Source organism: Curtobacterium sp. MCBD17_019 (genome assembly GCF_003234555.1).
In the GTDB taxonomy this organism is placed as follows: Bacteria; Actinomycetota; Actinomycetes; order Actinomycetales; family Microbacteriaceae; genus Curtobacterium.
Genome location: NZ_QKTT01000001.1, coordinates 142,302 through 156,345 on the forward strand (window position 1 = coordinate 142,302; position 14,044 = coordinate 156,345).

Genomic DNA, 14,044 nt, shown 5'->3' on the forward strand with positions numbered 1-14,044 from the left:
GCAATGGCAACGAGATTAGATGTGGTCCACGTTGTGCCGCACGTTCGTCGAGTTGGAAATGGTATCGTAAATGCCGTGGTTGATCTCGCCATAGCACAGGCGAAGGACGGCTACTCGGTCGGGGTGATGAGCGCCGGCGGGGAGTGGAGCGAGCTGCTCAGTTCCTACGGGGTCCTTCACCTGGCACTGCCCTTGGACAGCTGGCGGTCGCCTGGGCAATGGTGGCGGATAATCGCGGCGCTCCGTCGGATGGCTAGAGCAAAACCGCGTATTATTCATACGCACACGCTCGCGGCGCTGGTGCTTACTTTCAGCCTTTCTCGCCAGCCCATCATCCATACCTTACACAACCCCTGGCAGAAAGCTTCTTTCTTAGGCCGGATCTTACCGCGGCGATCAATTTTGCTCTCGGCCTCAGGCGACACCGGTCGAGGGAGAACACGGGTGGTAGTCAATGGCGTGGTGAACAGCCCGCGCTACGGGGAGAGCAATATGGCAGTGGAGCTCGTGTCTCCCTCCGTCGCGACTGTCTGCGGCCTGCACGAGCGGAAAGGAGTGCAGGATCTCATCAGGGCAGTAGCCAAATCACGGGCGTCTTGGCACTTATACATTGTGGGTGAGGGACCCTACCGACGCGAGCTAGAGGTAGAAGCGGAGCGGCTCGATATCGCAGCTCGAGTTCATTTTGTCGGCTTCCAATCAGATCCCGCGCCTTGGATTGCTTCGGCCGACCTGTTCGCACTGGTGAGTCACGCGGAGGGCGGGGCCCTAGTGCTCACCGAAGCCAGGATGGTCGGTGCACCAATCCTTTACACGGCTGTAGGGGACATGAAGTCGATGCTTCGACCGCGGGCAGGACGAGCAGTGGCGCCGGCGGATCCGGGCGGCATCTCGGTAGCACTAGACGAATTCGCGTACGACCGCGGCAAACTGCTGTCCCTTGCTTCGCGTTCGCTGGAGGGGCTCGATTATTACTCAGTCGAACGGGTAAATCGAGACGTCCTGGGGGTTTACCGCGAGATCCGTCCTGACTTGGAGCCAACTCGTGTCCCGCGTTAGGGAGATGGCGGGTGACGCCGTGGTTTGGCTGCTAGGCGCCCTGGCGACTGCAGCACTCGTGGTCGTCGCCTGCGAAGTGGGCCTCGGCCTTAAGTACGTCTTAGTTGCCATCGCGGGTTCCTTTGCCTTTGTGTTAATTTACGTTCGGCCGTCGACCGCCATCCCTTTTTCAATATGGGCATTGTTCTTCGTTTCGGTCTTCCGGCGCGTGCTAGGCGGCGCCGACGGGTACACGCCAAACGATCCGTTGATTCTGGTCCCGACAGTTGTCCTACTTCCGTTGATCCTGAGGCGGCTTGGATCGTCACGCAAATTGCGCACGAGCGCGAAATTCCAGGTCGTTCTGACTCTCGTAGCGCTAATCACGACAGTGCTCGGTCTGATGCAGGGGGCCCAGGCGACGACGGTGGCGCTCGGCTTTGTGCAATTTGTGATACCGATGCTGGCCGTTCTTGTACTTGGGCCACAAGAACTAACGTTGAGCTTCAGGCGTGCGATCGGGCATATTCGGACGGCGGGAGTACTCGCGGCCGCCTACGGTTACGTGCAATACTTCGCCCCGCCGCGTTGGGATCTCAGCTGGTTATCGAGCAGAGCGAGTGTGGTGTCGAGTTTCGGAGTTGCAGCAAAGGGCGAGTTCCGTTTGTTTGGCACGTCGTCGTCCCCCCTCGGTTATGCGACTCTTCTCGCTTTGGTGATATGCTGCTGGCTGCTTGTGAGGGGGAGGGCGCCGTGGTGGGTAAGTGGTCTGGTTGTCGCGTTTGTGGCGGTGCCGTTGTTGTTGACTTCCGTGAGGACAAGTGTCTTTGCACTACTCATGGCCATAATGATTTACGCCCTGTTTCGCAAAGGCCCTCTTGCGTTGCTTGTTCTTGCGCCGATTCCTGTCGTATACGCGGCGCTACCGCTTGTGCTTGGGAGGATCGACCCGCGACTCTCGGCTCGCTTCAGCCTGACTGGACTCCATTCGGACACGTCCCTAGAGGCGCGCGTTCACCTCTTGTCCTCGGAGCTGCTGCGCGCGGTATTCAGTCTCGGGTTGGGACCGGGAGGGAGCACCGACCAGAGCACCGTCGTCGACAACGGCTACCTAGCCGCATTCCTCGATCTGGGATTGCTGGGTGGCGTCACATTCCTTGTTGCCATCGGGTGGGCGCTGATCAAGGCGCTGGGCGCAGCCACTGGTCGCATTGAGGACACCGCGTACAGCGTTGCGATCGTGCTTGTGGTCCTGCTTGTGGTCGCCGAAGCTTCGGCTCCTACTATTCAGGGAGACGTCGGTTTGTTATTTTGGCTCTCGGCGGCGTTCCTAGAAAGCCGGCGTGAAATCGCTCGAAATCCAACTCAGGTGATAAGTTCGCAGCTGGGGGTGGTAACGTGAATCGGACGTCGGGTACGCCTGTTGCAGCCTATCTAGCAGTTCATGATTCTTCTTACCCGCGGAACCGTGCAATTCGTCAGGCCCTCGAGGCTGACGGCTGGCGCGTAGCAATCGTCGAGACGGGTACTGGTAGTTATGTGGCGAAGACACTCCGTCTGATCACCCGGTCTCTGCTTGTCCGTCCCGCGCCTTCAGTGGTGATCCTGTCGGAGTTCTCGGTGCAATTCGGGGCATTGGCATGGTTGGTCTCTCGGGTATTGCGGGTTCCCTTGATAGTGGATTTCTTCGTCGGGATGTACGAGACGAGGGTGGAGGACTATGGGAGGGTAGCTCACGGGTCTATTAAGGCTCGTCTGCTTTGGTTCCTCGATTGGCTGGCGCTTCGACTCGCCGATCAGGCTTTCACAGATACCCCTCCGCGGGCAGCCCGATTTACTGAGCGCTACAAGTCGGCGCGTCGTGTGATTCCGGTTGCTGTCGAGCCGCCAGTGTGGGCGGTTCCTGGGCCGCCTTCCGCTTCAGAGCGCCTCGAGGTACTGTATTACGGAAACTACATTCCTCTGCATGGCCTTGAGTATGTATTCGAAGCAGCAAGACGAGTTGCTAACCCCGAACGGTTCAGCTTTAGGTTTGTTGGCGGCACTGAGGGCCAGCGGTCTGCAGCAATCGACCGGCTTCGAGCAGCGGACGGCAAGCTGAGGGTCGAGTTTATTCCGGATGTTCCGGAGTCCCGACTCGCAATGCTGATTGCGGATTCGGATATTGTCCTTGGCGTCTTCGGCACATCACCTAAGGCAGGTGAGGTCGTAGCTAACAAGGTGGTGCAGGGGTTGGCATCAGGGCGAAGAGTACTGACGCGCGAGTCGCTGGCGCTGAGCGAGTTGCAGGAGTTGATGGGTCCACTCCTGATACAAGTGGCGCCCGGTGATCCAGCGGCGATAGCGTCAGCTCTGGAGAATGCTTCAATTTGTCGCCCGTCCCCACCCGAGGTGGAGCGGGTCGCTCGACTGCCACGGGAAGCAGCCCGATTATCTCGCGATGCCCTACTCCGTCGGATACGGGAGCTTGCTGATGGTTGAGACGGAACGGATCGACGGCGCAGCGATCGTCGTGACATACGAGCCCTCAGCTGAAGTCATCCGGGTCCTACTTGGCGAACTGCAGAAGGCTGGTATTCCGACGTTTGTGGTTGATAATTCGTCAGGCGGGGGGGCTGCTGTTGCCCGCGCAGCGGCGTCCCAAGCGGGAGTTCATTATCTCGGAGATGGAATCAACCGGGGTATTGCGTGGGGTCATAACCGGGGTTTGAGAAGCGCTGCTAAGCAAGGATTCGAACGCGTCCTCCTGCTGGATCAAGATAGCGGTGTTGACGCGGCCTTCCTTCGGCTACTCTTCGCTCGAGCAGCGGACGCCTTCGTTACATCCACCACCATCGCTGCGGTGGGGTGCACGGCGGTTGATTATCGGACCGGGCAATCGTTGATCTACCGCGAGGGACGTTATCGGACCTCGCTCGTGAGGCACTCTCCAGTGCTCGATTCGGATTACGAGGCACCGTTCCTACTTGCTTCCGGAACAATAATGCGTGTTGCCGCCTATGAGGCGATTGGAGGCTTTCGGGAGGACTTCTTCATCGACCATGTGGATCGTGAATGGGGTATGAGGGCGCGGAGCCAGGGTTACTCTCTTGTGCAGTTCCTAGATATTACGATGTCGCATACTCTGGGTGACTCGGCTAGCTCGAGCATGCTCACTGGTGCGACCGTGTACCATCATGCGTCGGCGGACCGGGACTATTACCTGAAGAGAAATACGATTTTGATGGCGCGAGGTGGCATTGGTTCGTATTCGTGGCGCGTCGGCGAGTCGTTCAGTGCGGTACTCTCTACGTTCACCTGCCTATTCCGCGACCCGGCTCGCGCAATGTTGATGGTACGCGGTCTGCTGGACGGAGCGCTGGGCAGGGGTGGTCCACTTCCGTAACAATCGAGGCAGCGTGCGGCCGATTGACGAGGACGAGGGTTTGCTGAGGCAGCGTGACGGCCTCCTCCCGAAGAAAGCCGGGCATAGACGCGTCCCGCACGCACGGCCTGAACTTTGCATATGAGCCTCCGCCAAAAGGCAACTTGGTGCTGGTCAGCGTCGCAGCCATATCCTTTGCGGTGCCGAATTGCGTTCGGGTGGCCCTGCTTCTGGCGTGGGTTTCGGGATCGGCCAGGTTCCGTTTCAGTCCGGAAATAACCCGTTGCGCCAGTCCAGACTGGGCGACAACTCATTCAACAGCCGCAGACGTTTTTCCGGGCACGGTCCTAGCGACGCGGCTCTAATGGTTTCGTCGGGCACGGTCTGGGCGAACTGGAGATTCGTTCACGTACTCTGAGTGATGATGCGGAATGGCGCGCCAGCAGGAACGTCCCGGACCCGATCTCACTGCTAGGCGGGAACAACGGCTCGATCCCGCTGGTTTTGTCGTCAGCCCCCGAGAAGCTGGCGACCCCGCGCGACCCCCTTGTCCCCTTGACGCCCGGCGTGGAGAACCATCTGAGTTTGACGACAGTCGTCCGGTTGAAGGCTGAACTTCCGACAAGTCGACAGATTGTGAGTCAGGCGCTGGCTTCGTCCTCTACGCTACAAGCATGTCCGACCTGCCGGAGTCGCGACAGGTGGTGCGGGCTGGGGACTCTCGGGGACGCCGGCGCGTCGTCTGGATCGCGCTTGTCATCGTGTTGCTCTTCGTCGCCGCAGTCGCGTGGGTCGGCGTCCGTGCCTACCTCGCGAAACGGGACCTCGAGGCATCGGTGTCGCTGGTCACGCAACTCAAACACGACGTCAGTTCCGGCGATGGGACTCGGGCGCAACAGTTGGCGAAGGAGCTCGAGCAGCGCGCGGGTGGTGCACGTTCGCTTACGAGCGACCCCATCTGGCGGACCTTCGAGTACACGCCACTAATCGGCGGGAACCTCCGGGTGGTGCGGCAAGTGGCGGGCATCGTTGATGACGTCGCCTCGAACGCGGTGCAGCCGATCGCACCGGTGCTCTCGAGCTTCAACACATCGTCGTTGAGGCCCGTCGACGGCCGTGTCGACCTCGCTCCGTTGGAGCGAGCACAAGCGCCGGTGGCCAGAGCAGCGACGACGCTGCAGCGGGCTCAGCGGGACGCCGAGGCCATCGACACGGCGGACACGGTGTCTCCAGTCGAATCGGCGGTGAACCAGTTGCGGTCCACCCTGCAGTCGGTTGCCGGAGAAGCCGGAGTGGCGAACCGTGCCGTGCAGCTCGCACCCTCGATGCTCGGGGCGCATGGTTCGAAGCAGTATCTGCTGCTCTTCGAGAACAACGCCGAACTCCGCGCTGGCGGCGGGATCTCGGGCGCCATCGCGCTCTTGAGGGCGGACAACGGGTCGATCTCCTTGGAAGGTCAAGCGTCATCCTCGGACTTCACGAAGGCGCCGTCACCGGTGCTGCCGCTGCCGGTCGAGACGCAAGGACTGTACGGCTCGATCACGGGCGAGTACATCCAAGACGTCACGCTCACGCCGCGGTTCTCGAGCTCCTCGAAGCTCGCGCGAGCTATGTGGAAGCAGAAGTATGGCCAAGACGTCGACGGCGTCCTGTCCATTGACCCCGTGACCCTGAGCTACATCCTGAAGGCGACGGGGCCCGTCACGCTCCCGACCGGGGACACGCTCACGTCGTCGAATGCGGTGTCACTCCTGCTCAGTGAGGTGTATGCGCGATACCCCGACAATGCGGAGCAAGACGCCTTCTTCGCTGGTGCCGCGGCCGACGTGTTCGCGAAGGTTTCAAGTGGTCGATTCGACCCAAGCTCCCTGGTCTCGGCGCTCGCCAAGGGGGCGGGCGAAGGCCGCCTCAAACTGTGGAGTGCCGATCCGGCTGAGCAGCTGATCCTCGCGCCGACCGCGATCTCGGGCTCGCTGCCGCGCAGTTCCGCTTCTACCGCGAAGTTCGGCGTCTACCTCAACGACGCCACCGGCGCGAAGATGGACTACTACCTCACGAAGCAGATCGCCGTGGGGAGCAAGGTCTGCCGCGCCGATGGTCGCCCGACCTGGACCGTGCAGGTCACCCTGAAGAACACGGCGCCCGCGGACGCCGCCACGAGCCTTCCCCGGTATGTGACCGGTGGTGGGGGCTTCGGCGTGTCGCCGGGCAACGTCGGAACGAACGTCGCGATCTACGCCCCCAGAACGGGGGTGTTCCTGAGCGCGTCACAGGACGGCAAGGCGGCCAGCCCCCAGACTGCGCTCGACGGCACGTACCCGGTCGTGCAGATCCCAACTCTGCTCTCACCAGGGCAAAGCACCACGCTGACGGTGCAGTTCCTCGGGCCGAAGGCGGCAGCGGGCCACACGGTCGCGGCCGAATCGACCCCGGGCGTTCACCAAACTGTTACACGACCCGTGGACGTCACCTGTGAAAGCCGATAGTTTGATGGAACTTCGCTAATCGAGCGTCCTGCGAGAGGTCAGGCCGCCGTCGCGTTCGAACTAGGGGATCACTCATGAAGAAGACAATCGCGGCGCTGGTGCTCGCCGGCGCAGCCGTCATGGCCGCTCCGATGGCAGCCAACGCCGAGGGCTACGTGCCCGCCAGCAACGTCAGTGTGTCGGGCTCTGTCGTCGCCGGTGGTACGACCATCATCAACTTCGCGCCGGGCTCGTTCGCCGACTCGGAGAACGTCACCATCTCCGTCACGGGTGCTGGTGCCGTCACGATCGGCGCGCTGCCGACGCAGACCGTCACCGCGGTCCGCCAGGCGTCCGCAACCGGCTCGCTCAACGCTCCCATCACGCTGCCCCGCGGTGCCTCGGGCACCTACGAGGTCACCGCGACCGGTGTCACGTCCGGCAACATCGCGACCACGGCCCTCACCGTCGTTCCGGCGGCCGCCACGGGCACGGGCGCCACGGTCACCGCGACCAGCACCGGCACCGGCCTCGCCTTCACGGGTTCGACCGTCCCGACCCTCCTGGTCTGGAGCGCCGGTGGCGCGGTCGTCCTCGGTGGCGCGCTCGTCGGCGTCACGGCGGCCACGCGTCGTCAGCGCAAGAACGTCTGACACCCAGCACCACGCCGAAGCCCCCGAGCCTGCTGGCTCGGGGGCTTCGTCGTTCTCGGACGGTGAGCCGACGTCGGCGAACGCAGGCGGAGGCGCGCGCCCAGCGGTTCAGCCGAGCTGCCGCACCGCGGCCCGCCGCCGCAACCGCGCCAGGACGACGATGCCCACCAGGGTCCCGAGCAACGCCCCGGCCGTGTTCGACAGGACGTCGTCGACGGAGCCGGTCCGCTCGGGCAGGAGCACCGATTGCACGACCTCGATGAACGCACTCGCCACGAACCCGATGGCCACCGGGAGCCACCAGCGCCGGACGCCGATGAGCAGGGCGACGAGGATCCCGAGCGGCACGAAGTACACGATGTTCGCCGTGAACTCGACGGCGGCGTAGCCGATCCACTGCGGCGTGCCGTGCCGGTGTAACCAGTCGAGCACCCGGAACAGGAACCCGTCGCTGCCGGCGTCGACGGGGGAGCCGTGGAACGCGATGAGCATGACGGCCACGACGTACAGGACCATCAGGGCGAGGGCGATCCATCGGCTCCGGCCCGTGGGCCCCTCGGTCTCGTGGCCGCGCAGGGCGGCGAGCGACCGCGCCGCCAGGTCCACGAGGACCCCGAACGCCAGGCCGACGACGCAGCCCAGCGCCACGGAGATCGCGTGGGTGCCGGACAGCAGCCGCAGCGCGGCACCCAGCACGACGACGAGCAGGACGACCACGGCGGCCAGGGCCCACGCGGCGCGGGCACCCAGGCGGGGCAGGAGCACCCGGGCGGCGATCGGCAGCGGCGCCACGACGAGCGACACGGCCATCGCGGCGACGAACCCGCGGTCGAGCTGGAGCGTCCCGTGCCCGACCGACTGCACGGCGAGCAGGACGCGGACCGCGTCTGCTTCGAGCCGCTGCCGGGCGGCACCGCCGATGAGCACGAACGCGCCACTCGCGAGCGCGTACACGCCCAGGAGCACGGCGGCGGCCCCCACCACGAACGGGCGTCGTGCTGTCATGCCGAGCAACGCTACCGGGCGGCCGACGGCCCATCCTGGAGGCGCCCCCACCACGGCCTGAACGGTTCCGTCTCCCCGGACCGGCGTGCGCACATGCATCGCGCCTAGGGTTCGCGCATGTCCGCCAGACCGCGCTCACGACCCAGCTCACCCATCCGCCCGCGCGGCTCGAACGGCCGCGCCAAGTTCCGCTGGTGGCAGTGGGTGCTCGTCGCCGCGCTCGCGGTGGTGGTCGTGGTGCTCGTGGTGGTGGCGCTCACCCGGTGACGGTGGGCTACGCGACCGGCTCGATGAGCTGCGGCCCGGCGTTCCGCACGCTGTTCACCGCGCGGGAGACCTCGTACTGCACCAGGTCGTGCGCGACCTCGTGCGATTCGCGGTCGAGCAGCGCCAGGAGCTGGTCGGGCGACAGGGTGTCGTCGAGCCAGGCGTCGTAGCTGTCCGGGGTCAGGAACGCGGGCATGCGGTCGTGGACCTCGCCGGGGGCGACGTGGGCGTCGCGGGTGATGATCGCCATCGACAGGCGCCACTTGTCCGGGTCGCCCTCGGGCTTGGTCGGGTCCGGCCAGGCGCTCACGACGCCTGCCATCGCCAGGGCGCCGTCGGGCTGGTGGATGTAGTGGGGCTCCTTGCCGGTCTCGGTCAGGACCCACTCGTAGTACCCCTGCGCCGGGACGATGCAGCGGTTGCCCGCGAACGCCGTGCGGAACATGCCCGAGGTCGCGACGGTCTCGATCCGGGCGTTGATCGGCTGGGGCCGCTGCTTCCGGAAGTCCTTGGCCCACGACGGCACGAACCCCCAGTGCACGTCGGGCATCGCCCGCTCGCCGCGGAACTGCCGGACCGCCTGCACGTCGTCCGTCGGGGCGATGTTGTAGTTCTCGACGAGTCCGGTGCTGACGACGCCCGTGTCCTCGTCGACGTGCTCGGTGCGGGACGCGAGCTCACCCACGAGCTCGGGCAACAGGTCAGCGGTGGTGTCGGAGACGACGAATCTGCCACACATGCGACCAGTGTGCCCGAGCGCAGCCAGTGTGCCCGAGTCTGGGCGCGCTCACCGGACAAGGGCAGCGCGCTACCAGATCGGTGTCATATGCTCGCGCATCCGGCACGTTCCTGATGTGCTGGTACCGGCGCGGACCCCGACGTGCCGTCCACGATCCCGAGAGGTACCCGCCTCGTGACCAACGAACACCCCGACGTCCGTCGTCCCTCCGCGCACCACCTCGACGAGGCGGAGCAGGCGGCCGAGGCCGAGCGCGCCATCGCCATCCGCGAGGAATCCGAGCGCGCCGAGGCCGGCCACGCCGGCGAGGCCGCGCTCGTCGTCCCCGTGCCCGAGGAGGACGACGACGACCTCGACGCCGAACTCGCCCCGAGCGGTCCGTCGATCGCCGGGCTCCTCGCCTCTCCCACCCCTCGGACCGCGCAGGCATCCGCCGTGTCGGTGGCGCGGCCGGGCGACGGCGGTGTCCTCCACGATCCCGACCTGCTCGCCGCACCGAACCGCGCCAACGCCCGTCGTGCGACGCGCCGGAACGTGCTCATCGCCTCCATCGGGTTCGTCGTGCTCGGGCTGGTGCTGCTCGTCATCGCGGCGCCGACGCACGCACCGATCTCCGTGCCGATCGTGCTCATCGTCGCCGGACTGCTCGGTGCGGCCCTGTCGCTCGTGCTCCGCCGCGACAGCCGGGAGGACCGGGAGCCGTCCCACGGATCGGCCGAGGGCCGACGCCGACGCTGAGTCGCCGGGTCGGGCCTCCCGGTCGTGTCCCCGCGGCACCCGGAGCGCGCCGTTCCGGCGCGGTCAGACCACCGAGAACCCGTCCGGGAGCGACCCGCGCCCGGTCAGGGCCAGGAGGACCGCCTCGCCGTCGCCGCGCGCGTTGCCGGCCGACACGGCCAGGACCGCGCACGACTCCACCGCGTCCGGCGGGGGCGCGCACGGCACCTCGATCGCGCGTGCGAGGTCGATCGTGTGCACGACGAGCTCGAACACCCGCGTACGCAGGTACTCCTCGAGCGGGATCCCCATCCCGCCGATCGACACGGCACGGTCCGGGGGAGCCGCCTCGATCGCGGCCTTCGCGCGGGCCAGGGCGTCCGTGATCCGCAGGAGCTGCTCGTCCCCGAGCCAGATCCCCGCAGCGATCCCGCGCTGCGTCACGGCGTTCGAGTCCGTGAACTGCTCGTAGACGGTGGCGTAGTACAGCGCCGCGGTCGGGATCGTCACCTCGGCCGGGGGCTCGAGGTGCAGGTACTGCTCGACCGTCAGGAGCGCGCGCGTGGTGTGCCCGACCAGGCTCCGCACGGTCCACTCGCCCAGTGCCGGTCGCTCCCACGCGTCGTGGGGGACCTGCGCGACGACGGCCACGAAGGCATCGGCGGACGAACTGAACTGGGCAACGCTGCTCATCATCACATCGTGGCCGCTCCTTGCGGTGTGCGTCCACCGGATACACGTCAGCGACCGTCCAGTCCCGTGGTGTGAGGTGGGGTCCATGACCCTTGACATCACGTACACCGCGATCGCCCACGCCACGGGCGGCGGTCGCGACGGACACGTCCGGAGCGAGGACGACCGCCTCGACTTCGACACCCGCCCGCCCACGGAGATGGGTGGCAACGGCGAGGGCACCAACCCCGAGCAGCTGTTCGCCGCCGGGTACTCGGCCTGCTTCCTCGGTGCCTACCACTTGGTCGGCAAGCGACTCGGCGTCGACACCACTGACGCCTCCGTGTCGGCCAGCGTGAGCATCGGCGACAACGGCGAGGGCGGGTTCGGCCTGGCCGTCGAGCTCGACATCTACGCCCCGAACGTGCCGGCGGACCGTCGGCAGGAGGTCGCCGAGGCCGCGCACCAGGTGTGCCCGTACTCGGACGCGACGCGCGGCAACGTCGAGGTCACGCTCTCGCTCGTCGACTGATCGTCGGCGAGCAGCGCCGAACGCCCGGTCCCCGATGCGGGGGCCGGGCGTTCCACGTGCCGGGACGTCGTACTCCTGTTCGTGAGTGGTTGTCAAACCCCAGTGTTGGAGCGAACGTACCCGCCACCCCCGGGCCTAGCGTGCGCAGGCAGAACAGCTCGTGAAGGGGGCGCCATGCGACGGAGCGTGGGAATGCGGTTGTCCGCGGTCGGCTTGTCCGCGGGACTGGTGGTTGGGGGTGCCCTCGTCGTCGCAGGACCGGCGTCAGCGGCACCGGGGGATGCGTCGGCGGTCGGCATCAGTGCCGTCGCGGACGCGGATGTCGCAGGCGTGGCCACGCTGGACGTCAACGCGGCCGTCGGTGACGTCGCGGTCACGGGATCAGGTGACCGCGCCTTCACCGACGCGGACGGCTCGACGCTGGCCGACGTGGCGGCCGCGGACATCACCGTCGGGGCGGTGACGACCTCGGCGAGCAGCAACGCGACGCGGTCCACCGCGTCCTCGCGGATCGCGGGTGCGAACGTGGCGCTGTTCGGGCAGAGCGTGCTCACCGCGGACGCGGCGACCGCGACGGCGACGTGCCCGGTGGGCGGGACGCCGACGAGCGCCGCGGACCTGGTCGGCCTGACCCTGCTCGGCCGTGCGGTGACACTGAACGCCGCCACGCCGACCGCGACGGTGAGCGCGGACCTCACCGGAACGCTCGCCGGTGCGACCCTGACGGTCCAGGCGAGCCGCGTCCAGACGACCACCGGGACCACCGCGACGGGCACGGCCGTCCGCGCGGTCGCGACGCTGAACGGCACCGTCGCCGGTGTTCCGCTGGTCAACGAGACCGTCGCGACGGTCGTCCTCGCGAACGCGACCTGCGAGACGCCCACCGCGCCGATCCCGGTCACCGCGACCAGGATCACGCCCGCGACCGGGCCGACCACCGGAGGCCAGACGGTCACCATCACCGGCACCGGGTTCACGCCCGACACCACCGTGACCTTCGGCGGGACCCGGGCGACGAACGTCCAGGTCGCCGCCGACGGGAACTCCCTGACCGCCGTCACGCCGGTCGGCGCCGCGGGCCCGACCACCGTGGTCGTCAGCGACCCGAACGGGACCGCCCGGCTCGGCTACACGTACGTCGCGCCGACCGTGACCGGGATCACGCCGGACCAGGGCCCCGCTGCGGGCGGGACGTCCGTCACCATCAGGGGAACGGGCCTCCAGAACGCGACCGGCGTCACGTTCGGCGGAACGGCCGGCACCGTCCGCTCCGTCTCCGCTGACGGCACGCAGATCGTCGTCACGACGCCGGCGGGTGCCGGCCTCGCCGACGTCGTCGTCGGGTTCCCCGGTGGCACGACGGTCGCCGCGCCGGACCAGTTCCTCTACGTCACCGCCGGTGCGCCGACGATCACCGGTGTGACCCCCGCGTCCGGTCCGACCTCCGGCGGCCAGACCGTGGTCGTCTCGGGTACCGGGCTCGGTGACGTCACCGGCGTCACGTTCGGTGGCGTCCCGGCGACGGTCGTGGGCACGCCGACCGACACCAGCGTCACCGTCACCACGCCCGCCGGTGCCGCCGGCCCGGTCGACGTCGTCCTGACCGATCCGGCCGGTGCAGCCCGTGACGATGACGGCTACACCTACCGCGCCGCACCCACCGTCACGGGCACCGACCCCGGGCAGGGATCGACCGCGGGAGGCACGACGGTCACCGTGAGCGGAACCGGCTTCGTGCCCGGCGGGACCAGCGTCACGATCTGCGGGACGACCATCCCCGCTGCGGACGTGACGGTGAACGCTGCCGGCACCCGGCTGGTGTTCACGACGCCGGCCTGCGACCCGGGAGCCACGACGATCACCGTCACGACGACCGGTGGCACGAGCGGCGCCACGGGCTTCCGCTACGTGGCTGCGGCGGCCACCGGGACCGGCGCGACCGGTGCAGGCACCGGCGCTGCGCTGCTGACCGGCGACCGTGGCGGTGACGGCACCGGGGCGAACGCCCTCGCCTACACCGGCTCGGACGCCCGACCCGCTGCGATCACGGGCATCGGCCTGCTCGGGCTCGGCGGGATCGTCGCGCTCATCGGGTACCGACGCCGCCGCCACCTGCGTCTCCGCTGACGCGGCGACCGGCGACCTGGAGGCCGCCGTGGGTGATCCTGATCACCCGCGGCGGCCTCCGTCGTCCGTGGGCTACTGCGCTGCCGCGTGCCGCTGCAGGTGCTCCGACGTCTTGAGCGTCAGGTAGGAGCACAGGTGGCCGATCGCGCTCACCTCGGCCGCCAGGGTCAGCACCTGCTCGGCCGAGACCCGGGCGTCGTTCTCACGGCGCTCGAACGTCACCGTCCACTCCGGCGAGACACCGATCTCGCGCTGCAGGTAGACCTCGGTGCCACTGGTCTCCAGGTGCATGACGATGAGCGCGGTGTCGATGGTCGCCTGGTCCCACGACATGTCGACCGCCTGCGGGCTCGAAAGCAGGTGCGACGACCCCGCCCGGAACTCCGAGATCCAACCCTCGAGCTCGTCCATCGTCAGTCGGGGCACGGCGCCTCCTCGGGGCGGGATCGTGCGGCGGTCTCATCC

The 14,044-nt window shown here is 67.0% G+C and carries 14 protein-coding genes; 10 read left to right on the forward strand and 4 right to left on the reverse strand.

The features are described 5' to 3' along the window. Positions 1–3 precede the first annotated feature (3 nt). The 6 genes from DEI82_RS00705 (at position 4) to DEI82_RS00725 (ending at position 7,520) form a co-directional block, all read left to right on the forward strand. Complete coding sequence (locus DEI82_RS00705; RefSeq protein ID WP_111035472.1) at positions 4–1,059, forward strand: glycosyltransferase; 1,056 nt, start codon at positions 4–6, stop codon at positions 1,057–1,059. Next, complete coding sequence (locus DEI82_RS00710; RefSeq protein WP_111035473.1) at positions 1,046–2,440, forward strand: hypothetical protein; 1,395 nt, start codon at positions 1,046–1,048, stop codon at positions 2,438–2,440. The genes DEI82_RS00705 and DEI82_RS00710 overlap by 14 nt, the downstream gene beginning before the upstream one ends. A gap of 293 nt (positions 2,441–2,733) precedes the next feature. Further along, a complete protein-coding gene (locus tag DEI82_RS16650; RefSeq protein ID WP_375334602.1) occupies positions 2,734–3,519 on the forward strand; it encodes a glycosyltransferase in 786 nt (261 codons plus the stop codon). Next, complete coding sequence (locus tag DEI82_RS00715) at positions 3,479–4,423, forward strand: glycosyltransferase family 2 protein (protein WP_181435048.1); 945 nt, start codon at positions 3,479–3,481, stop codon at positions 4,421–4,423. The genes DEI82_RS16650 and DEI82_RS00715 overlap by 41 nt, the downstream gene beginning before the upstream one ends. Before the next feature lie 653 nt (positions 4,424–5,076). After that, on the forward strand, positions 5,077–6,888 hold the full coding sequence (locus DEI82_RS00720) for a DUF4012 domain-containing protein (protein WP_111035475.1): 1,812 nt from the start codon (positions 5,077–5,079) through the stop codon (positions 6,886–6,888). Between the two features lie 74 nt (positions 6,889–6,962). Further along, positions 6,963–7,520, forward strand: coding sequence for a sortase (locus DEI82_RS00725; RefSeq protein ID WP_111027196.1), 558 nt, complete (start codon positions 6,963–6,965; stop codon positions 7,518–7,520). 108 nt (positions 7,521–7,628) lie between these two features. On the opposite strand, the gene DEI82_RS00730 is transcribed toward DEI82_RS00725, so the two are convergent. Next, positions 7,629–8,525 (reverse strand): VanZ family protein, encoded by an 897-nt coding sequence (locus tag DEI82_RS00730; RefSeq protein WP_146242787.1) that lies wholly within the window; start codon positions 8,523–8,525, stop codon positions 7,629–7,631. Between the two features lie 117 nt (positions 8,526–8,642). Here DEI82_RS00730 and DEI82_RS16075 point away from each other — a divergent pair, with 117 nt between their 5' ends. Beyond that, positions 8,643–8,792 (forward strand): hypothetical protein, encoded by a 150-nt coding sequence (locus DEI82_RS16075; RefSeq protein ID WP_181435049.1) that lies wholly within the window; start codon positions 8,643–8,645, stop codon positions 8,790–8,792. Positions 8,793–8,799: 7 nt separating this feature from the next. Here DEI82_RS16075 and DEI82_RS00735 read toward each other — a convergent pair whose 3' ends face one another. Further along, on the reverse strand, positions 8,800–9,531 hold the full coding sequence (locus tag DEI82_RS00735) for an SOS response-associated peptidase (protein WP_111035477.1): 732 nt from the start codon (positions 9,529–9,531) through the stop codon (positions 8,800–8,802). A 174-nt stretch (positions 9,532–9,705) separates the two neighbouring features. Here DEI82_RS00735 and DEI82_RS00740 point away from each other — a divergent pair, with 174 nt between their 5' ends. Continuing rightward, the gene (locus tag DEI82_RS00740; RefSeq protein WP_111011288.1) at positions 9,706–10,269 is read left to right on the forward strand and encodes a DUF3040 domain-containing protein; all 564 of its coding nucleotides are present in this window, start codon (positions 9,706–9,708) and stop codon (positions 10,267–10,269) included. 63 nt (positions 10,270–10,332) lie between these two features. Here the strand turns inward: DEI82_RS00740 and DEI82_RS00745 are convergent, their stop codons facing one another. Continuing rightward, entirely contained in the window at positions 10,333–10,941 is a 609-nt protein-coding gene (locus DEI82_RS00745) for a maleylpyruvate isomerase family mycothiol-dependent enzyme (RefSeq protein WP_181434613.1), read from the reverse strand. An 85-nt stretch (positions 10,942–11,026) separates the two neighbouring features. On the opposite strand from DEI82_RS00745, the gene DEI82_RS00750 reads away from it, so the two are divergent. Both DEI82_RS00750 and DEI82_RS00755 read left to right on the forward strand, forming a co-directional pair. Then, positions 11,027–11,452, forward strand: a complete 426-nt coding sequence (locus tag DEI82_RS00750) for an organic hydroperoxide resistance protein (protein WP_111035479.1) — start codon at positions 11,027–11,029, stop codon at positions 11,450–11,452. A gap of 330 nt (positions 11,453–11,782) precedes the next feature. Then, complete coding sequence (locus tag DEI82_RS00755) at positions 11,783–13,579, forward strand: IPT/TIG domain-containing protein (RefSeq protein ID WP_181435050.1); 1,797 nt, start codon at positions 11,783–11,785, stop codon at positions 13,577–13,579. Positions 13,580–13,651: 72 nt separating this feature from the next. On the opposite strand, the gene DEI82_RS00760 is transcribed toward DEI82_RS00755, so the two are convergent. Next, positions 13,652–14,005: a hypothetical protein gene (locus DEI82_RS00760; protein WP_111048921.1), complete on the reverse strand. Its 354-nt coding sequence runs from the start codon at positions 14,003–14,005 to the stop codon at positions 13,652–13,654. Positions 14,006–14,044: the final 39 nt, after the last annotated feature.